Origin of the sequence: Mesorhizobium sp. NZP2077, from assembly GCF_013170805.1 — a bacterium.
Lineage (GTDB): Bacteria > Pseudomonadota > Alphaproteobacteria > Rhizobiales > Rhizobiaceae > Mesorhizobium.
Genome location: NZ_CP051294.1, coordinates 119,318 through 138,096 on the forward strand (window position 1 = coordinate 119,318; position 18,779 = coordinate 138,096).

General features: G+C 60.0%; 16 protein-coding genes and 4 pseudogenes. 8 read left to right on the top strand and 12 right to left on the bottom strand.

The genetic code is table 11. From position 1 onward, the window contains the following. Positions 1-245: 245 nt before the first annotated feature. The 6 genes from groL to HGP13_RS36460 all read right to left on the bottom strand — a co-directional run bounded on the left by groL (position 246) and on the right by HGP13_RS36460 (position 6,836). A complete protein-coding gene (gene groL / locus HGP13_RS36435; protein WP_172235080.1) occupies positions 246-1,901 on the bottom strand; it encodes a chaperonin GroEL in 1,656 nt (551 codons plus the stop codon). A 62-nt stretch (positions 1,902-1,963) separates the two neighbouring features. Continuing rightward, positions 1,964-2,260: a co-chaperone GroES gene (gene groES / locus HGP13_RS36440; protein WP_172235081.1), complete on the bottom strand. Its 297-nt coding sequence runs from the start codon at positions 2,258-2,260 to the stop codon at positions 1,964-1,966. 908 nt (positions 2,261-3,168) lie between these two features. Then, complete coding sequence (locus tag HGP13_RS36445; protein ID WP_172235082.1) at positions 3,169-4,116, bottom strand: NAD-dependent epimerase/dehydratase family protein; 948 nt, start codon at positions 4,114-4,116, stop codon at positions 3,169-3,171. 244 nt (positions 4,117-4,360) lie between these two features. Then, positions 4,361-4,747, bottom strand: coding sequence for a type II toxin-antitoxin system VapC family toxin (locus HGP13_RS36450; RefSeq protein ID WP_172235083.1), 387 nt, complete (start codon positions 4,745-4,747; stop codon positions 4,361-4,363). Beyond that, positions 4,744-4,989, bottom strand: a complete 246-nt coding sequence (locus HGP13_RS36455; protein WP_095204540.1) for a type II toxin-antitoxin system prevent-host-death family antitoxin — start codon at positions 4,987-4,989, stop codon at positions 4,744-4,746. The genes HGP13_RS36450 and HGP13_RS36455 overlap by 4 nt, the downstream gene beginning before the upstream one ends. 194 nt (positions 4,990-5,183) lie before the next feature. Continuing rightward, positions 5,184-6,836, bottom strand: a complete 1,653-nt coding sequence (locus HGP13_RS36460) for an MFS transporter (protein ID WP_172235084.1) — start codon at positions 6,834-6,836, stop codon at positions 5,184-5,186. Positions 6,837-7,188: 352 nt separating this feature from the next. On the opposite strand from HGP13_RS36460, the gene HGP13_RS36465 reads away from it, so the two are divergent. Then, positions 7,189-7,653 carry a MucR family transcriptional regulator gene (locus HGP13_RS36465; RefSeq protein ID WP_172235085.1) on the top strand — a complete coding sequence of 155 codons (465 nt, stop codon included), beginning with the start codon at positions 7,189-7,191 and terminating at the stop codon, positions 7,651-7,653. A gap of 222 nt (positions 7,654-7,875) precedes the next feature. Here the strand turns inward: HGP13_RS36465 and HGP13_RS36470 are convergent, their stop codons facing one another. Further along, positions 7,876-8,088 (bottom strand): cold-shock protein, encoded by a 213-nt coding sequence (locus HGP13_RS36470; protein ID WP_172235086.1) that lies wholly within the window; start codon positions 8,086-8,088, stop codon positions 7,876-7,878. A 422-nt stretch (positions 8,089-8,510) separates the two neighbouring features. Here HGP13_RS36470 and HGP13_RS36475 point away from each other — a divergent pair, with 422 nt between their 5' ends. Next, entirely contained in the window at positions 8,511-8,675 is a 165-nt protein-coding gene (locus tag HGP13_RS36475) for a hypothetical protein (protein ID WP_172235087.1), read from the top strand. A gap of 4 nt (positions 8,676-8,679) precedes the next feature. On the opposite strand, the gene HGP13_RS36480 is transcribed toward HGP13_RS36475, so the two are convergent. Beyond that, positions 8,680-9,141 carry a phasin gene (locus tag HGP13_RS36480; RefSeq protein WP_172235239.1) on the bottom strand — a complete coding sequence of 154 codons (462 nt, stop codon included), beginning with the start codon at positions 9,139-9,141 and terminating at the stop codon, positions 8,680-8,682. A gap of 782 nt (positions 9,142-9,923) precedes the next feature. Between HGP13_RS36480 and HGP13_RS36485 the strand changes: the two genes are divergently transcribed. Further along, the gene (locus HGP13_RS36485; RefSeq protein ID WP_246707530.1) at positions 9,924-10,298 is read left to right on the top strand and encodes a hypothetical protein; all 375 of its coding nucleotides are present in this window, start codon (positions 9,924-9,926) and stop codon (positions 10,296-10,298) included. Positions 10,299-10,409: 111 nt separating this feature from the next. On the opposite strand, the pseudogene HGP13_RS36490 reads toward HGP13_RS36485, so the two are convergent. Together HGP13_RS36490 and HGP13_RS36495 are read right to left on the bottom strand one after the other, a co-directional pair. Next, a pseudogene (locus tag HGP13_RS36490) lies at positions 10,410-10,652 on the bottom strand (porin); the annotation flags it as partial. 179 nt (positions 10,653-10,831) lie between these two features. Then, positions 10,832-12,790 carry an EAL domain-containing protein gene (locus HGP13_RS36495; protein ID WP_172235089.1) on the bottom strand — a complete coding sequence of 653 codons (1,959 nt, stop codon included), beginning with the start codon at positions 12,788-12,790 and terminating at the stop codon, positions 10,832-10,834. Positions 12,791-13,080: 290 nt separating this feature from the next. On the opposite strand from HGP13_RS36495, the pseudogene HGP13_RS36500 reads away from it, so the two are divergent. The 5 genes and pseudogenes from HGP13_RS36500 to HGP13_RS36520 form a co-directional block, all read left to right on the top strand. Then, positions 13,081-13,303: pseudogene (locus HGP13_RS36500) on the top strand (MucR family transcriptional regulator); the annotation flags it as partial. A gap of 19 nt (positions 13,304-13,322) precedes the next feature. Then, positions 13,323-13,677: pseudogene (locus HGP13_RS36505) on the top strand (SMR family transporter). Between the two features lie 239 nt (positions 13,678-13,916). Then, positions 13,917-15,323 (top strand): annotated as a pseudogene (locus HGP13_RS36510) (ISNCY family transposase); the annotation flags it as partial. Positions 15,324-15,778: 455 nt separating this feature from the next. Continuing rightward, positions 15,779-16,015, top strand: coding sequence for a type II toxin-antitoxin system prevent-host-death family antitoxin (locus tag HGP13_RS36515; RefSeq protein ID WP_172235090.1), 237 nt, complete (start codon positions 15,779-15,781; stop codon positions 16,013-16,015). Between the two features lie 3 nt (positions 16,016-16,018). Next, positions 16,019-16,435: a PIN domain-containing protein gene (locus HGP13_RS36520; protein ID WP_172235091.1), complete on the top strand. Its 417-nt coding sequence runs from the start codon at positions 16,019-16,021 to the stop codon at positions 16,433-16,435. 373 nt (positions 16,436-16,808) lie between these two features. Here HGP13_RS36520 and panC read toward each other — a convergent pair whose 3' ends face one another. Continuing rightward, positions 16,809-17,699 carry a pantoate--beta-alanine ligase gene (panC, locus tag HGP13_RS36525; RefSeq protein WP_172235092.1) on the bottom strand — a complete coding sequence of 297 codons (891 nt, stop codon included), beginning with the start codon at positions 17,697-17,699 and terminating at the stop codon, positions 16,809-16,811. Further along, positions 17,696-18,541 (bottom strand): 3-methyl-2-oxobutanoate hydroxymethyltransferase, encoded by an 846-nt coding sequence (gene panB, locus HGP13_RS36530; protein ID WP_172235093.1) that lies wholly within the window; start codon positions 18,539-18,541, stop codon positions 17,696-17,698. Before panB ends, panC begins: the two co-directional genes overlap by 4 nt. Between the last annotated feature and the right edge of the window lie 238 nt (positions 18,542-18,779).

Sequence of the window (18,779 nt, forward strand, 5' to 3'; positions counted from 1 at the left end):
TTGTCAAAGAATCGCCTGGCATCAAGCGATCTCGGAATAATCACCGTACCATCATCGCTGTGCGCGCAGCCGCTCCCCAACAGTAAGGCCAGCCCCAGGAAAAAAGGCAGTATCCGTCCAAACATAAGCATTATCCTTGGCGGGCATACCCCGGCTTGCGGGTCGCCGACAACCGGCGCAATGGACACGAAGAAAGGGCGGCATCGATGCCGCCCTTTCCGCATCTGAAGGCTGAATGGGTTGGATTAGAAATCCATGCCGCCCATACCACCCATGCCGCCGCCGCCCATGCCGCCAGGCATGCCGCCGGCGCCAGAGTCCTTCTTCGGAGCCTCCGCGATCATGGCTTCGGTCGTGACCAGCAGGCCGGCGACCGAGGCCGCGTCCTGGAGAGCGGTGCGCACAACCTTCATCGGATCGACGATACCCATGGCGATCATGTCGCCGTATTCACCGGTCTGGGCGTTGTAGCCGAAGGTCGCGTCCTTGTTCTCGAGGATCCTGCCGGCAACGATCGAGGCTTCAGCTCCGGCGTTGGCCGCGATCTGACGGGCCGGAGCCTGCAGCGCGCGGCGCACGATGGCGATGCCAGCGGTCTGGTCGGAGTTGGCGCCGACCGCCTTGATGCTCAGCGAAGCGCGCAGCAGGGCGACGCCGCCGCCGGCAACGATGCCTTCTTCGACGGCCGCGCGGGTCGCGTTGAGGGCGTCATCGACGCGGTCCTTCTTTTCCTTGACTTCGATCTCGGTCGCACCGCCGACGCGGATCACCGCAACGCCGCCAGCGAGCTTCGCGAGACGTTCCTGCAGCTTCTCCTTGTCGTAGTCCGAGGTGGTCTCCTCGATCTGCTGCTTGATCTGGGCGACGCGGCCCTGGATCTCGGCCTTCTTGCCGGCGCCGTCGACGATGGTGGTGTTCTCCTTGGAGATCGACACCTTCTTGGCGCGGCCGAGCATGTTGAGGCCGACATTCTCGAGCTTGATGCCGAGGTCTTCGGAAATGACCTGGCCACCGGTCAGGATGGCGATGTCTTCCAGCATGGCCTTGCGGCGATCACCGAAGCCCGGCGCCTTGACGGCGGCGATCTTCAGGCCGCCACGCAGCTTGTTGACGACCAGCGTGGCCAGGGCCTCGCCTTCGACGTCTTCCGAGATGATGACCAGCGGCTTCGAGGTCTGCACGACAGCCTCGAGGATCGGCAGCATGGCCTGCAGGTTGGAGAGCTTCTTCTCGTGCAGCAGGATGTAGACGTCTTCCAGATCGGCGACCATCTTGTCGGCGTTGGTGACGAAGTAGGGGCTGAGGTAGCCGCGGTCGAACTGCATGCCTTCGACGACTTCGAGTTCGGTCTCGGCGGTCTTGGCTTCCTCGACGGTGATGACGCCCTCGTTGCCGACCTTCTTCATCGCTTCCGCGATCATCTTGCCGACCGACTCGTCGCCATTGCCGGCGATGGTGCCGACCTGGGCGACTTCCTCGGAGGTCTTGATCTTCTTGGCGTTCTTGGTGAGGTGGGCAACGACTTCGGTGACGGCCAGATCGATGCCGCGCTTGAGGTCCATCGGGTTCATGCCGGCGGCAACCGCCTTGTGGCCTTCCTGGACGATCGACTGCGCCAGAACGGTCGCGGTCGTGGTGCCGTCGCCGGCGATGTCGTTGGTCTTCGAAGCAACTTCGCGGACCATCTGCGCGCCCATGTTCTCGAACTTGTCCGCAAGCTCGATTTCCTTGGCGACGGTGACGCCGTCCTTGGTGATGCGCGGGGCGCCGAACGACTTGTCGATGACGACGTTGCGGCCCTTGGGGCCGAGCGTGACCTTCACCGCGTCGGCGAGGATGTTGACACCGCGCAGCATGCGCTCGCGGGCATCACGGGAGAATTTTACGTCTTTGGCAGCCATTTTTCAGCTCCTGGCAGGGGCTTGGGGTAAGCCCGAAATTCAGTTGACGGTGAGGCCGATATTCAGCCGATGATGCCCATGATGTCGGATTCCTTCATGATCAGAAGGTCTTCGCCATTGAGCTTGACTTCGGTGCCCGACCACTTGCCGAACAGGATGCGGTCGCCTTTCTTGACGTCCAGCGGAACCAGCTTGCCGGCTTCGTCGCGGGCGCCGGAACCGACGGCGATGATCTCGCCTTCCTGCGGCTTTTCCTTCGCCGTATCCGGGATGATGATGCCGCCAGCGGTTTTGGATTCGGATTCGACCCGACGAACGACCACGCGGTCATGAAGCGGGCGGAACTTCGACTTTGCCATTTTTACTTCCTCGATGAGAATGGTGTGAACAGTTCCTCGATCCGGCGAAGCCGGACAAACCAGTACTGCCCGGCGATGCCGGACCAACTTGGCACTCACCTATGGCGAGTGCTAACAACGCGGGGGATAGGCTCCTGGCATAGGAGAGTCAAGACGCTCGTGAGGCGATTGCAGACAGCCGGTACGATGATTTGGCCGGCTGTCCTATCGCCGAGGCGACCGCAGCGCCAGCAGCGGCCGTCGTTCGGCGGGCCCGTAGCTGTCGGTCAGCTCGAGACCGAAATCACCGAAAGGTCTTGGCGTCCCAGATCGGTCGAAAAACGGCGTTTCTGCGAAGCAGCAAACCGAGCCAGCCGGTGGCTTGGCAGCCCCATGACTGAAATGGGGTGCGGGCGGAACACACTACTCAGCCGCCCGGATCGATGATGCGAAAACAGGCCTAATATTCCGTAAACAGGAAGGCTGGCGGCGCACCGATTGCAATTGCGCTGACGTAGGGTAAGCTTGGCCCGTCCTGGATCGTCAATCCCATTGCAGATTCGGGCACTCCCGATCTTGCCGCCTTCGGGCGGCCCTTTTGTTTCAATGACAGGGAGCCGTCGGCAGCAGACTGCTGGCGACGGCCGACGTTGAGTGTCAGCCTGTAGGCGCTGTGCGAGTTCGTTCTGGCTCGCCAGTATCAGACGCGGGCAACGACATCGGCGCAGGGATCCGCGTTTTTTTGACATCGGGAATGTCGCCGTCAATTGCGGGAGGTCGAGGAAGGGCTGTCGGTGCTTGAGGCCCGTGGTGATTGCGCCGACGTCGTGATTGCCTGCAGCGTCAGCGCAACTGAGTGCTATGGCGAAGGGACCGGCATCCGCGTCACGGTTCCTTCGTCCAACTGCTGGCAATGGATCGCGAACATCTCAGGACAAGATTTCCAACAAGTCCGCCTCAAGCGGCGTCCAGTCGTTCTGTGCCAGCGCGCCACGGCGCTCGAGCGCCGATAAGACGTCGGCAAACCGCTGCTCCAGCGGTGCCGCCGGGGACCACCCGTAGGCATTCATAAACCGGCTCGGGTCGACCGCGCAGTCGATATCGCGGAAAGGAAACCAGGTTCTTGGCCGTCGCTCGCCAGCCGCCGAGCCGACGCAATGCATCTTGACCTCTCGGCCCGCGACGCTCGCCAGAAGTACGGTCAGCCCGGCCGATGTCACCAACTCAGGATCGGCGAGATTGTAGGCAGCGAAAATCGGCCCGAGCGCATCCTTGGTCCCGGACAACCAGGTCGTGATGGCCGCGCCGAGATCGTCTTCATGCAGAAACTGATAAACCGCGCTGCCGGAACCGGGCACCAGAACCGGGCGCCCATGCCGGATGCGTCGGAAAAACCAGCTTTCGCGATCGAGATCGTTGTTGGGGCCGAATATGTAAGGTGGGCGAAATGTCGCGCAAACGGGAAAGCGCGCCTCGCGATAGACCTCTTCAACCTCGACCTTGCCGCGCCCGTACTCGGCCCAGGCTGACCCGCCACCGGCCAGGTCGATTTCCCGCGCCGGGGTCGCCGCCCCATCGGAATAAACTGCGGCGCTCGAGATGACTGCCGCCCGCGTGACCCGCCCGGCCAAAGCCGTCACCATGATGCGAGCCTGCTCGCCGGTATAAGCGTTGGTGTCGATGACACAGTCGAACTCCCGGTCGAGTAAGGCGCTCGTGACGGCTTTGGCGTCGTTGCGGTCGGCGATCAGCTGTTCGACTCCGATGAGCGGGCGAGTACCCCGATTGAGCACGCTCACCGCGTGCCCTTCGGCGACCAAGGCACGCACCACCGCGTGTCCGACGAATCCGGATCCCCCAATAACCAGCGTTCTCATGCCTCGTTGCTCCAGGCTCGTAATATCAATCCCCCTTCAGTGTCCGGCGGGTCGGCAGCGTTTCTTAGATCAGGATTGTCGGACACCGGCCGTTCCTGCGCCTGGCTTGGAGTTTGACGCGCCAAATCTCTTCTGTTGGTCGGAACCGCGGGGAAGCCGGGAGACGTAGCGCATTGATGCGGAGGATTTATGAACGGCCATCATGTATCGTGGTGATTGGTGAGCCGGCTTGCGGCGTAGCCTTTCAGAGACGCCGAACCGGGCCCGGATAGCGCGCCACGAGATCGTCGACCGTGATCAGCGTGATGCCTTCCACGATGGACTGAGCGATCAGGATACGATCGAACGGATCTTTATGGATCGGCGGAAGTCCATCGACCGCGACTGCATGCTCGCTGGTGATCGGCAGTTCATGATAGCCATTGTCGAACAATCCTCGCCGCAGCAGGCGCGGATCGACCGTAAAATCCGAACGGCCGAGACCTCGTTTGATGGCGACTTCCCAAAGGCTGGCAGCACTGAACAGCAGCTCGTTGTCTGGGTTCTCAATCTCGGCTATCGCCTCCAGCGGGAGCCGATCCGGTTCACCTGCCGCCCACAACAGAAGATGTGTGTCCAGCAACAGCTTCATGCGTCACCGTCGAACAGCTTTTCGATTTCCTCGCTGCCCATGCGGTCGAAGTCTTCGGGAACCGAGAATGCACCGGCCATAAACCCGATCCGCCGTATCGCGCCAGCGTCGGGCTGATCGATCGGGACAACCTTGACAAGGGGCCTGCCGGATTTGGCAATGATAAAAGGCTCGCCTTTGGCCGCCTTGTCGACCAGACGAGAGAGATGGGTTTTCGCTTCGTGGATGTTAACCGTCTGCATGTGGTTCACCATTTAACCTTAGTCCGATGAACTTAGTTTATCTTACCCTCTTCTACAAGGGTTTGCTGCAAGCCCGCCGGCGGGACCTTCAGCCGGACCTAGTCGGTGGCGCGGGGCCAGATAGTACAGCAGACAGCGCTGGGGTACTCCAGCGCCTCGCGTGTCGTAAGAGACGGTCGTAGCCCGGAATGAGATCAACGCCTGGAGAAAAATGGCGTCGAATGATCCCGCCTGCGGGTGGGCCCCGTCGGCCGCTCAATCGAAATGTTGGTGCGCGGTGGAAGTTCGCCGGCGTGCAATTCGAGGAGCCGCTGGTCCAAGTCCTTGTCCGCCGCGGTAAGGCGATGGTTGAGGCGCAGATAGTCCATCCAGGTCGGCGTGCGGAATGTTTCTGTCCAAAGCGATGGATCCTGAAGATCGCGCTGCAGGGTCCAATGCCGAGCGCCGACGCGGCTTTGTACTCGGCGCCGTTCTCGCATCTGGTCCAGGAAAGCCTCGACATTTCTCTCAGGTATTGAATACTCGATCTTGACGACGATCGGGCCGCTTCTCGACGTCAAGTCGACGGCGACCTCCGGCGCTTTGAATACCAAAGGATCCTGTTCTTGCTCTTTCCATTGACGGATGGGCAACAGGAACCCGGTGGCGGCGACCAGCAAGAGAGCTCCAGCGGAGCCCTCCAGGGACAGTGTCGGGGAATAATTCTCGGCCACCGTACCCCAAAGCCAACTGCCGGCCGCGATGCCTCCGTACGTCAAGGCATAATAGATCGAGAGAGTGCGACCAACGACCCACCTTGGGCTGGCCAATTGGACGCTCACGCCAAGCCCGGTCCAGGTGATGACCCAGCCGGCGCCGCCGAGTGCCAGCGCAATGGCCGCCACCGCCAGCGAAGGCGTGAGTGCAAGGGAAAGACAACACGCCGCGCAGGCAATGCTCGCGAGCGTTATAAGACGTTCCTGGGACATCATCCGCCTGAAGTAGCTGTTGCAGATGCCGGCCAGAAAAGCGCCGGCTCCGAAGCCGGCCATCAGGATCCCGTAGACGATCGGTCCCCCGCCCAGCTGATCGCGAGCGACCAGAGGCAGCAGCGCGAGTATCGAAATGCTCGTCAAGCCAAACAGGGTTCCGCGCGCAGTCGCCGCCTTGATTTCCGACGACATCGCCGTGAAGCGCACCCCGTCATGGATCGCCGTTGCCATCGACTCGCGCGGCAGCGGTGAAGAGCGAACATTCCACTTGCAGCGCCATATGGCGCAAAGTGGCGACAGATAGCTGAGCGTGGTGAGAGCGAAGGCCGTCACCGGTCCAAAGGAGGCGACGACAATGCCGCCGAGCGCCGGGCCTACGCTTCGCACAGTATTGAAGCCGACCGAGATGAGCGTGACGGCAGCTGGAACGTCGCGCCTGTCGACGATGTCGCCAACCGACGCCTGCCAGGCGGGATCATTGAAAGCGGCGCCGCATCCAATCAAAAAGCTGAAGCCAAGTATGGTCCATGGATCGACAAGGCCTAGCGCGACAAGACCAGTCAGCACGGCAGATGCCACCGCCATCAGGCACCGACCTGCGAACATGACCCTGCGACGGCTGAAATTGTCGGCGATGGCGCCGGCGAAGACCGATAAGATAAACGCCGGCAGCGTTGATGAAGCCTGCACCAGCGCGACCATCAGATCGGAAGTCGAGATTGTGGCCATCAGCCAGCTGATGGCCACGGACTGCATCAGCCATCCGAAGCTGGAAACCTGTGTGGCAAGCCAGATCGAACGAAAGGTCGGGTTTTCGAGCGGCGCAAACGTCGCCGACGAAACTGGATACGCATCTGCGCGCGCCACACTGCTCATTGGCCGAGCCTTCCTTCCGTGTACAGGTCGCGTAGAGGTTTCTCCCAGCGCACATGTCCACGGAGGAATGGCAGGATCAGGGCATTTAACTTAAGGAGCAAGTTTTTGCCGCTGTGGCCGAAACGAATACTTCTTTCTGGAAGAATGAACCGCGAATCGCGGCGAGAGCAGGGGGCGCGTCCAACGGCGAGTGGAAGCGGACGGATGAACAAATGCTACTGCCGGATGCCACGACCTCCCGGGGCGAATGCGTTACGCATGAATCTCGCTGAGGCTTTCGTTGCGTTCGCGCCCGGGCCTCACTAAAAGCGGAAAACTTCGCCGACTGTTGATATGCCATAAGGAGCGCTCCATGACAGAAGAAGCCGACAACAACACCGATGCCCTTATCGAGCTCACCGCCGACGTTGTCTCTGCCTATGTCTCCAACAATCCGGTTCCAGTAGGCGAACTTCCTGCCCTGATCGGCCAGGTGCATGCGGCACTGAAGGGAGCGGTCGCCGGCTCCGCACCGGACAAGCCGGAAGTTCTCAATCCAGCAGTACCCGTCAGGAAATCGGTCACGCCGGACTACATTATCTGCCTGGATGACGGGAAGAAGTTCAAGTCGCTGAAGCGGCATCTGTCGACCCACTACGGTCTGACGCCGGACGAATACCGTGTCAAATGGGGCTTGCCTTCTGACTATCCGATGGTCGCGCCAAACTACGCCGCGGCGCGCTCGGCACTGGCCAAGAGCATGGGCCTCGGCCGTAAACCCAAGGAGCCGGAAGCGTCCGCGCCTGCGAAGCGGACCCGCACGAACGGCACAGCCTGATTGATAGCCGACGGTCGTCCTGGCGAACCGCACCTGCCCAAACTCAACCCCGACGAAAAAAGGCGGGGCTCTCGCCACCTTTCTTGCAAGCAGTCTTTTCCAACTGGAATTCCCGAAGGGATTTTAGCAGTCCACTGCGCCTTCGGGTCGAACCGTGTTCGGCGCGCGCTTGTTTGAGCGGCTGTCAGTGTTCGCCGCGACGTTCCGGTTCGCGGCGGATAGTCAGCCTGCTTTGCTGAGGTTGCCGGCCGACGACTTGCCGGTGCGCCGGTCCTGCTCAACTTCATAATTGATCTTCTGACCATCGGCGAGGGTCGAAAGACCGGCACGCTCGACAGCGGAAATGTGGACGAACACGTCCTGACCGCCGCCATCGGGCTGGATGAAGCCGAAGCCCTTGGTGCTGTTGAACCACTTCACGGTTCCAGTCGCCATCTATCTTATTCCTTCATAACAACTGCAGAATGGCCTGGCCAAAGCCAGGCCGGTTTACAATGCGCCTGGAGATAACGCAGCAAAATCGCCAAATCGCAAGGCCTTTGACCACCTGGCCGAAGAAGAAACAGGGTTCGGACTCTCTGAGGGCAGACAAGACCTACCTTGTCCCTGGTCTACGCACTGGGACGGCCCGGCGCCGGCTCGACAAGAGCTGGTGTGCCGACCAGGTCGTCGACGTGGGTCACGGTCGACGAGGCCGCGGCCTTGCCACCCGATCCGGCCACGAGTGGACCTCGGGCGCTTGATGACCGTCGCGACTGTTTCGGTGTCCGGCCGGCAGATGAGCACATCGCACCGTCGAGTTCCGGCTCTGGACGTTGCCGATAGAGGCGCGCCGCTTCGGCAAGTCCGCGCGATGCATGGAAGTGACCTTCAAGCAGCGATCGACCACCATTCCAGATCAAGCCGGCTCCTGCCGGAAACGCGCTTTGCACGACAGGACCCTGACCGGCAAAATGACAGGTAAAAAACATGGGATGCTCCCCGAAATCGAGGAGCGCTCCCGCATTGATTGGATCATCTAGAAAACTAGGCGGCCTCGAGGCCCTTCAGCGCCTTCGCGAAGGCGTCCTTGACCGGCTTGGAAACGTCGGCCGCCGTCCTGGCGGTGAGCGCCTGGATGTCCTTGACTTGCTCGACACCCATTTCAAGGCGCTTGCGCAGAAAGATCCTGTGCAACTCAAAAACTTCGGACAGCGACTTCACACGGGCCAGCGCCTCAAGGTGCGAGAAGTCAGCTTCGGCGTTCGCGCGCAATGCCGCGATCATCTTCAGCGACAACTCGTTGCCGGCCGACTTCGCGGTTTCGGCGCTCGACTCGAGCGCCTTCTGGGTCTCTTCAGCGCCTGATTTGAATTTTTGAAGCACCTCGTTCGTTTGCTCCATGCCCTTGTCTGCGACGGCGCGAAGTTGATCGGTAGCCTTGCCGGGATCGAATGCCGAAAATTCGGTGGCTTCGGTTGCGTTGGACTTGTCAGTGGGTTTGGACATTTCTTGAACCTCCGCTTGAAGATGGTTTCCCGCCCGCGACAGCACATTGGGGCTGATGTGTGACAGTGGTATGTGCACTGCAACAATCTGGTGCGGACGTGTGGGCCAGTTCGCGCCCGCGACGGGGTTCGCGGCCATCTCGATCGAGGGGTGTGGCTGTTGACTACGGGATCCAAGGAGCTTTTCAAATCCTTGCCGCAAAAGTGCCCATAGAATCGGCACGAATTCTTTGCCAGTTGATGGACCAAATGCGCGGACGGCGGCTCGGACGAAGAGCGGCGAAGCTTCCGCTATCGTCCAGAGCTCTCCGATAGTTTGCCCATGCATTCCTCGAGCTTCTCCAGGCGAAGCTTCGCCCTGCGAAGTTCATGTCCGGCTTCGAAACGTCGATGGCGTCCCAAAGGTGCGGTCGTCATGAGGTCGAGCTCCAGTTCGGCAATGCGCGCGCGCACCTGTCGAGCGTCGTCCTGGCGCAACGCTCTAATCAATCCACGTCCACGCATTAGTCTTCCCTGCAGCACCCCAAAAGCCATGCTGGTCTATCCTCGGAGACCCTAATTTCCGGCAAGCTGAAACGCTCTAAATTTAACTTCGGCTACTTTAGCGATGATAAGGCGCCTGGCATGAGGCGGACAGGCGAAGGTGGCGCCGGCCAGGAGCGCAGCTGCGAGGTCGCAGCGGCTGCGGGACGGCGGCTGGGATGTGGATAATTAGGCCTGGCCTATTGCGGATTACGCCAGCCGGCGCGCACCCTGGCTACCATGGTGGCGGAGCATGTTGAATTGGCGTTGTTTGAGCAGTCGCTCGGCAATCGCGAGGGCCTGCATCAACCGTTCGGTGATCGTGTGGCTGACGCTGCGGAGAAAACAGCAGGATCGGTTCTATTCGACGTACGTGTCGACGGCGATATCTGCGTTCAGCGGATGGCTGGGATTGGATATGGCGAAACCGGCACAGCGATAATCGTAATGGAGAAGAGCGGACAGCTTAGATGCGCCTCGATCAACGGAGACACAGCCCTTCTGGTGGCAGAATTGGCTGCCTGGGATGCGTCGCCGCTAAGTGAGCAGGCGAGGGGTGACCACCGCGGAACGGCCATCATCCTGCTCGCGAGGCTTCGTGGCTCGGGTCACTTCGCCCCGTTCCCAGCCGGCTGAGCGCTGCTTCTTACGGGAGGGCACATTCGCGTCGGTACGGCAGCTCTCGGCAAAACAAAAAGGCCCCCGACGACGTCGCGGGCCTTTCCGTTCTGATCGGCAGGGGTTCGATCAGAAGTTGCGCTGGAAACGGACGATGCCGCCAACGCTATCCTTCTCGTCGGCCTTGGTGAAGTTGCCGAACGGAGTGCCATCGTCGAAGTGACCGAAATGGTCCCAGTCGACTTCGGTCGTGATCGTGAAGCCCGGAACGATGGTATGCGCAACGTTCGCAGCCAGAGCGTAGTTCTTGTCGTCGTCAGCCCAGGCCTGGAGATTGAACGCGGTCTTGGCATTGAACTTGTAGGTGCCGCCGTTCCCCCGAGATCTGCGCCAGCCACTCTCGACCGTGGTGATCACCTCGATCGGATGCTTCGTCACAGGACTGTTCCAGGCACCAGGACTTGCGGCTTCCAGCCTACCTCAGTAAGCGGCCGTAAAATGCCGTCAGCGTGCGAGACGGATCATTGCTGCCAGGTGCCTCGTCTGGCCATTCATGTGTTTTGCTCCTGACCAATCGCCTTCGCGGCAATGCCAAAAATGTCGTCTATCCCCACAGGTTTGCCGATCAAATAGCCTTGAGCTTCATCGCATCCGACGCGGCGCAGGTAGTCGAGCTGCTCGGGAGTTTCCACGCCTTCGGCCGTTACCTCAATTCGAAGCTCATGCGCCAACTGAACCAATGATCTTACAATCGCGGCGCAGTCCGCATCCGTGAGTATATCCTGGACAAAAGACCGGTCGATCTTGAGCCGCGAAAGAGGCAATTTACGAAGATATGTCAGGGATGAAAAGCCAGTGCCAAAATCGTCAAGAGCAACTGTGACGGACAGAAAACTCAACGATTGTAGTAATGAAACAGCGTCTTCAAAATCCGAAATTAGCACCGATTCCGTGATCTCGACCTCAAGTCGCTTTGGTTCTAAACCAGTCTCCGACAAGACCATTGCTATTCCATCCAACAACGACTTGTTCTTAAGCTGGACTGCCGACAGATTGACGGAGACCCGTAGGTCACGCGGCCATTGCGCCGCTGCCAGGCAAGCCGCGCTGATAGCCCAATGCCCGATGGCGTGAATCAATCCGGTTTCTTCAGCGATTGATATGAATTCCGACGGAGGGATCGCGCCTAGAGTCGGATGCTGCCAGCGCAGAAGCGCTTCAAAACCTCGAATGCGATCGCTCCCGAGGTCGAGAAACGGTTGAAATGCGAGCGAAAGCTGGTCGTTGGCGAGCGCGGTTGCCAGATCTCGTTCAAGGGCATGGCGCCTTGCGGCAGCTTCATCGTCGCTCGCGCAGAAAAACTGGATGGAGCCCGCCCCTAGCGTCTTAGCCCTGTGCAGCGCCGTGTCGACGCACCGCAGGAGATGGGTGGCATCCAACCCGTCAGTGGGCGCCAAAGCGATACCGGCAGAGGCCTTGCAATATATTTCGCGCCCCTCGATCAAGAACGGGGCGCGCATGGCATCTATGATCTGTTCGGCTAAGAACCTGATTTGATCTGGCCTGATATCGCGCGCAGCGATTATTGCAAATTCGCCACCCTCCAATCTGGCGATGCCATCGCTCTCCCGTGTCGATTTGCGAAGTCGCGCAGCGACTTCGACCAAAACGGCATCCGCCATTGCCCGGCCAAAGCGATCGTTCACCTCGTCAAAATTGCTAAGATCGAACAAAAGCAGCGAAAAGTGCTGGTCAAACTGCTTTGCGTCCACCAACGCGTTCTCCAGCCGCTCGTTGAAGCTGAACCGGTTTGGCAAACTCGTCAGAACATCCCTGCGAATGGCATTTTCGCTTTCCGCTTGCAGAATGAAGCGTTGGGTAAATTCGAACGCGTGAGCAAGCACTGCACGAAACAGCGTGATGGCATAGCTCACCATCAGGATTGCGACGGGCAGATTGACGGCGTCTTCCACCCACACAATCGCGACCGCCGAACCGACGAAGATCGGTAGCGTATACGCGATGGCCACAATAGGGATCGTGTAGAAGGAAGCGGCACCGCCTGCGATCATCCCCGCGCTCAGGCAGGTAATGACGACCTGCGCCGCGCTTGTTGCCCCGCCGAAGAACAGAACCGGAAGTGCGCCCCACCAAGTGCCGAACAGGAAGGCGTTGCGCACCAGGTTTTGCGTTGTGCGGCGAGACACCGACCTTGGTTTGACTGTCTGAAACGATGATCTTGATCTTAGCCCTACGAAACCAGCCGCGACGATGATGACACTCGCCCAGAGGATGGCTTTCGTTTGGTCGGGCGAGCCCCAAACCGCCATAACAAAAGTGGCCGCATTGAGTATGTTCGCAACCATGCCAAGAAGCGTGTTGCGAAGCACGATACTGACCTGCTCAGCCCTGATGCGGCCGGCAAGTGGCTCGATCGTCGAGGGCCCGCCAAAAGCCCGCAGATCTCCCGCCAGAAGGTCACCGAGCCTTGCGGTAAACAGACGCTGCATCCCCTTTCACTCCCCCGGTAGAGTAGTCAGCTGCGTGTTGGTCGGTCCCCTAGCACTGAACAATTCGGAAAAAGTAAATTTCAACTGCAAATCCTTTATGTTTCGATTGTCCCACTCGGCCGTCTCCGAGATACTCGGCAATGAAGATCAGGTTTGTTCCTCGGATACGGCTAGGTGGGACTGACCCAAGCCACGCCAGCGAACGAGTATCGCAATAATCCTGCCGAGACATTTGTTGCTTTCAACGGCAACCACTTCGCCGACTGTCTTTCAAGCATCCGGAGTGTTTCATGACGGAAGAAGCCGACAACAACATCGACGTCCTCATCGAGCTCGCCGCCCGACACTGCCCTGATCGGCCAAGTCCACGCAGCACTCAAAGGCACCGTCGGCGCCAGCGTTTCAGCAGAAGAAGCGGAGGCTCTCAAGCCTGCGGTATCGATCAGGAAGTCGGTGACACCGGGCTACATTATCTGCCTTGAAAACGGGAAGAAATTCAAATCGCTGAAGCGTCCCTGAGGACATGGATCTGATGAATTCTATGGTCACGGCCTACGGGGCTCTGGTGTTAGGCATTGTCTCGGAAGTTGTCGGTTCATCGCTCTTGCCGCGCACGCAACAGTTCACGAAGGCGGGGCCAACCGCAGCTGCCATTGCGAGCGTCATCGTCGCGCTGTTCTTCCTCTCCCATGCCCTCAAGGAGATTCCCCTTGGCGTGACCTACGCGATCTGGTGCGGCGTCGGGATGGGTCGGGATGGTCCTAACGGCATTGGTGAGCGTCCTCGTTTATCGGGCGCCGCTTGATGTCTCGGCTGTCGGTGGGACCCTACTCATCATCCCCGGCGTTGTAGTGATCAACGTTTTCTCGAAGAGTGTTGCGCACTGATCTCTAAAGGGGAATTCGCAATGGTTCGCCGGCATGTTGGTTTAACATAATGGATAGTAGGCGAGACTAAACTATTGGTATCGTTGTATAATTCGAGTTCCATAACAGATATTATGCAACTTTACGTTGTAGCAGCTAAGTTAAAATGTCCGGATCTGGCAAAGTAGGAATGTCGCTCCTGCCTTGCCAATCTCCCCGCGTTCGAGAGCGTGGGAGATTGCAGATTGGGACTGGTTCTGATGAGCGAACGCGAGCTGCGGCGTATCGAGGTTCTGTCGAAGGTTATTGAGCAGCGAATGACAGGCGTTGCAGCGGCAAACCTGCTCGACGTTTCAGTTCGTCAGGTCCAGCGGCTGTTGAAGACGTTCCAAGCGGATGGCGCTGCGGCTCTCCGGCACAAGGCGCGTGGCCGGCGTTCCAACAATCGCATTGTCGATGGTGTTCGCGACTTCGTGCTTCAGCTGATCCGCGAACACTACATCGACTTCGGTCCAACGCTTGCCCGCGAGAAGCTGATCGAACGCCATCAGCTCGCGGTCAGCAAGGAAACGCTGCGCAAGTGGATGACGGAGGCTGGAATCTGGACGTCGCGCCGTGAACGCAAGCAGCGGCTGCATCAGCCGCGCGGGCGACGAGACTGCTTGGGCGAGATGGTGCAGATCGACGGCTCGCATCACTGGTGGTTCGAGAACCGTGGGCCCAAATGCGCCCTGCTCGTCTTCATCGACGATGCGACCGGCAAGCTGCTTCATCTGCGCTTTGCCGGCTCCGAGAACACGTTCGACTACTTTCACGCGGCAAAGGCGTATCTGCGGGAATGGGGCAAGCCGCTTGCGTTTTACAGCGACAAGCATGGCATTTTCCGAGCGACCCATGGTTCCGAGAAGGATAGAAGCAGCGGCCTGACACAGTTCGGCCGGGCTCTTTATGAACTCAACATCGATATCATCTGTGCCAACACCCCACAGGCCAAGGGTCGCGTCGAGCGCGCCAACCAAACGCTCCAGGACCGGCTTGTGAAGGAACTGCGCCTGCGCGACATCAGCACGATCGAAGCGGCCAATGCCTATGCGCCCGAGTTCATGGCGGACTTCAACGCACGCTTCGGCAAGGAACCCCGCAATCCGAAGGATATGCACCGCCCCCTCGCCGATCATGAGAATCTGGACGGCGCCATGTGCCGCAAGGAGGTTCGCACGCTGTCTCAGGCTTTGACGCTGCGCTACGACAAGGTGCTGTTCATTCTCGATCCGACCGATACCGCGAAGCGGCTTGCCCGCAAAAAGGTCGTCGTCTGCGACTATCCCGACGGTCGCCTCGAGGTCATGCACGACGGCATCGCCCTACCCTACAGAACCTTCGACAAGCTGCGTTCGGTTCATAGATCAGAGATTGTCGAGAACAAGCGACTTGATGCTGCCCTGGACCTGGTCGCCCAGATGCAGGCTGGCCGGGAGCTTCATCGCAGCCAGCGCGGGCCGCGGCGCACCGGACAGACGAACCACATGTTCGGCATTCCCGACGGCAGCCAGAGCAATGGCTATGTGAAGCGTGGCCGCAAGCCCGGCCGGAAGGCGGATTTCACAAAGGACCCCGCGGTCGTCGTGCGGCGTGAGCAGGCGTTTGACAGAATGCCCGCAGCCAAGGTCGAGAGCCAGGCCGTCAAAGTCGATCTGACACTCACAGAGAGCGATAGGCATCGTATTGCGGATGTCCTCGCAGTGCTGGACGAGTTTCCAATCAACCGGGAGACTCAACCGACAACGGACGCCGGCTTTTAGCTCGAAGAGGGCCACGCGGCTCTCAAAGCTAAAGCCGACGGAGATCTACTGGATCGCCCCCGATCGGGCTGCGCAACCCCGACCAGCTGCCGCCCGATCGGGCGCTGGCGCCGCAGCCGGCAGCACCGGATTGCGACATTTCTACTTTGCTGGCTGCGCGACAATCGAACTTGGTTGCAACATACGTTGAGTAATGGTGCACCATACAAGTTATGATATGGGCTGTGAGGTGACGTCCATGGGCAACTCACGCAGGGTTCGTTTGACGGAACGTGCTCTTCCACATATATTCTGGCCACATGGTCATTTTGGAGACGCCGATGAAAAACATCACCGTAGTGGAGGCGAAATCGCGCTTCTCGGCTTTGCTGGCGGAAGTCGAAGCTGGCGAAGAAATTGCCGTCACCAGGCATGGCAAGGTGATCGCGCGCCTTGTTCCCGATCATCCCCGCGTGGCAGCCGACGCCTTTCGCGATTTCTGGGCCGATGCCGATGAAATTGATCTGATCGCGCCAGAGGATGAGCCGGCTGAAGATGTAATCGCGTTGGACGATTAGATCGTGTCGTCGCTCTACCTTCTCGACACGAATATTCTGATCGCTGCCCTGAAAGGCCGACCCGAGGTACGAAGACGGCTGGAATCCGAACAACTGAGCGCCATGCGGCTCTCCGCTATCGTGCTCGGCGAATTGCAATTCGGGGCGGAGAAAAGCGCTTATGGCGACCGCAACCGCGCTCGCCTGGCCGCTCTGGCTCAACGGCTCCCGTTAGTCGGGGTCGAGCACGACACAACGCGGCATTATGCAAAGATTCGAGCATTTCTGGAGCGTCAAGGAACGCCAATTGGGGCCAACGATACATGGATTGCCGCGCAAGCGTTGGCGATCGGCGCCACGCTGGTCACAGACAATGAGCGCGAGTTTCGCCGCGTGCCTGGACTGGCATTTGAAAACTGGTTGGAACATGCGCAACCATGACCTTGTCTACCCGAGAAAACCCGACTGCAGATTCTGAGATCGGGCTTCCGCTCGAGTGACGGTTCGGCCCCAATCACCTGCCAAGCCAATATCCGCCGGATCGGGAACCGCCGCCTCGAAGATCTCAAGATAGCTCTTATGTCTGGGGTTGTTGTGGAGGCGCCCTTGCGGACCTTCCCGCCGATAACTTCCTTTAGCTTCTCGGCCGTTGGCTAAGCGCCGTCCAAGTCTGCTGCTTTTTGACGAAACGCTTGGCGATGATCCGGGTGCCCGTTGAATGGCCGGGGGCCCGGAAAACTGTGTACGCCACCGCCGGAAACATCCGTGCCATCGGGAGCGGAAAAGCTTTCCCTTGGAGGGAGTGTCAGAGACCTTAAGCTGCTGCAGCTGAAGCAAACCTTTTGGAAGCGTGTTGCTTTGGCTGGACGCACACATTGTCAATGAGCCGAACGTCACCCAGCCATGCGGCTACGAGGATGCGTGCCGATCTGTCCGCGGCGTCGAGCGGCGAGAGGTCATCGTCGGCCCGCAATTCAAGATACTCGACTTCTTTGTAGCCCGCCGCCAGGATCGCCTTGTGCGCCTCGGCGAGTACGTCGTCGGCTGTCGCCCCTGTCGCCAGCCGCTCGGCCGACGCGAACAGGATTTCCGCGAGGCTCGGCGCCGCCTGTCGCTGTCCGGACGAGAGACGAAGGTTGCGCGATGACATTGCCAGACCGTCGGCTTCGCGCACCGTCGGGCAAGCGACGATCTCGATCGGGATATCGAGATCGCGCGTCAGCCGGCGCACGACGTGCAACTGCTGGAAGTCCTTCTCTCCGAAGAAGGCCAGATCGGCGCCCGTCTGCAGAAAGAGCTTGGCTACGACAGTTGCCACGCCGTCGAAATGGCCGGGACGGTACGCACCGCACAACCCATCGCTCACCCCGCTCACCGAAACCGTGGTGGCGAAACCTTCCGGATACATTTCAGAGGCATCGGGTGCGTAGAGCATATGGGCACCCAGCGGTGCGAGCTTGGCAGCATCCTCGTGCTCCGTTCGTGGATAGGCGGCAAGGTCAGCCTCATTGTTGAACTGTCTCGGGTTGATGAAGAGTGTCACGATCACCCGATCCACGCGCTCTAGCGCCGCTCGCACCAGGCTGAGATGGCCTTCATGCAGCGCGCCCATCGTCGGCACGACGGCAACCTTGAGGCCTTCGCGACGCCAAGCTGAAACAATGCTGCGCAATTCCGCGACGGTCCGGACGATCGGTATGCTCACGCTGCCTCTCCTCCTTTGACGGTCTTTGGCGCATCGCCGAAGACATGCTCAGCCGCTGGAAAATGGCGCTCGCGTACATCATGTGCATAAGCCGCGACCGCCGCCTCGGCAATTTGTCCGAGTTCTGCGTAACGCTTGACGAATTTCGGGCGGAAGTCGCCGAACAGGCCAAGCATGTCGTCGACCACCAGGATCTGCCCGTCGCACGCCGGCGAGGCCCCGATTCCGATCGTCGGGACGGTCACCTCTTCGGTGATCCGCCGGGCGAGCGGCTCAGGCACCTTTTCCAGAACGACCGAAAAAGCACCGGCCTTCGCCACTGCCTGGGCATCGCTCCGGATGCGCTCACCGTCCTCGCCCCTGCCCTGCACACGATAGCCGCCGAAGGTATTGACCGCCTGCGGTGTCAGGCCGACATGGGCCATGACCGGTACGCCACGCGCGGCGAGGAAATGGATCGTCTCCGCCATTGCCTCGCCACCCTCGATCTTGACAGCCGCACAACCTGTCTCGGCCATCACGCGGGCTGCGTTTCGGAAAGCCTGCTCGGGGCCTTCCTCATAGGAGCCGAACGGCATGTCGACGACCATGAGCGCACGCTTGAGGCCACGCCGCACCGCCTTGCCGTGCAGGATCATCATGTCGAGCGTCACGCCGAGAGTCGAAGGCAGGCCGTGGAGCACCATGCCGACGCTGTCGCCCACCAGCACAACATCGCAGTGCGGATCGATGAAGCGGGCGACCGGGGTCGTGTACGCTGTCAGGCAGACGAGCGGAGCCTGGCCTTTCCGCAAGCGAATGTCCGGCGGCGTGATCGCCTTGGTCTCAGCAGATATGCTCAAGCGAAGCCCCTTCCCTAGCGTTACCCATCGCCGGTGTCGCCTTTGGCATATTTTTGTGCAGCTGCGAAGAGCAAAACGGCTACGTCTCGGGATGGGGGCCGAAAGGCATGCCCACCGAGCGTCGATGCAGTTCCTGCCCCCCGCGGCACCCTTGCCAGGCGCATTCATTCAGCTCCACCGCGACGATCAAGTTGGATGATCGCCCCACACTATGGCGATACTTTCGCCGACAACCGCA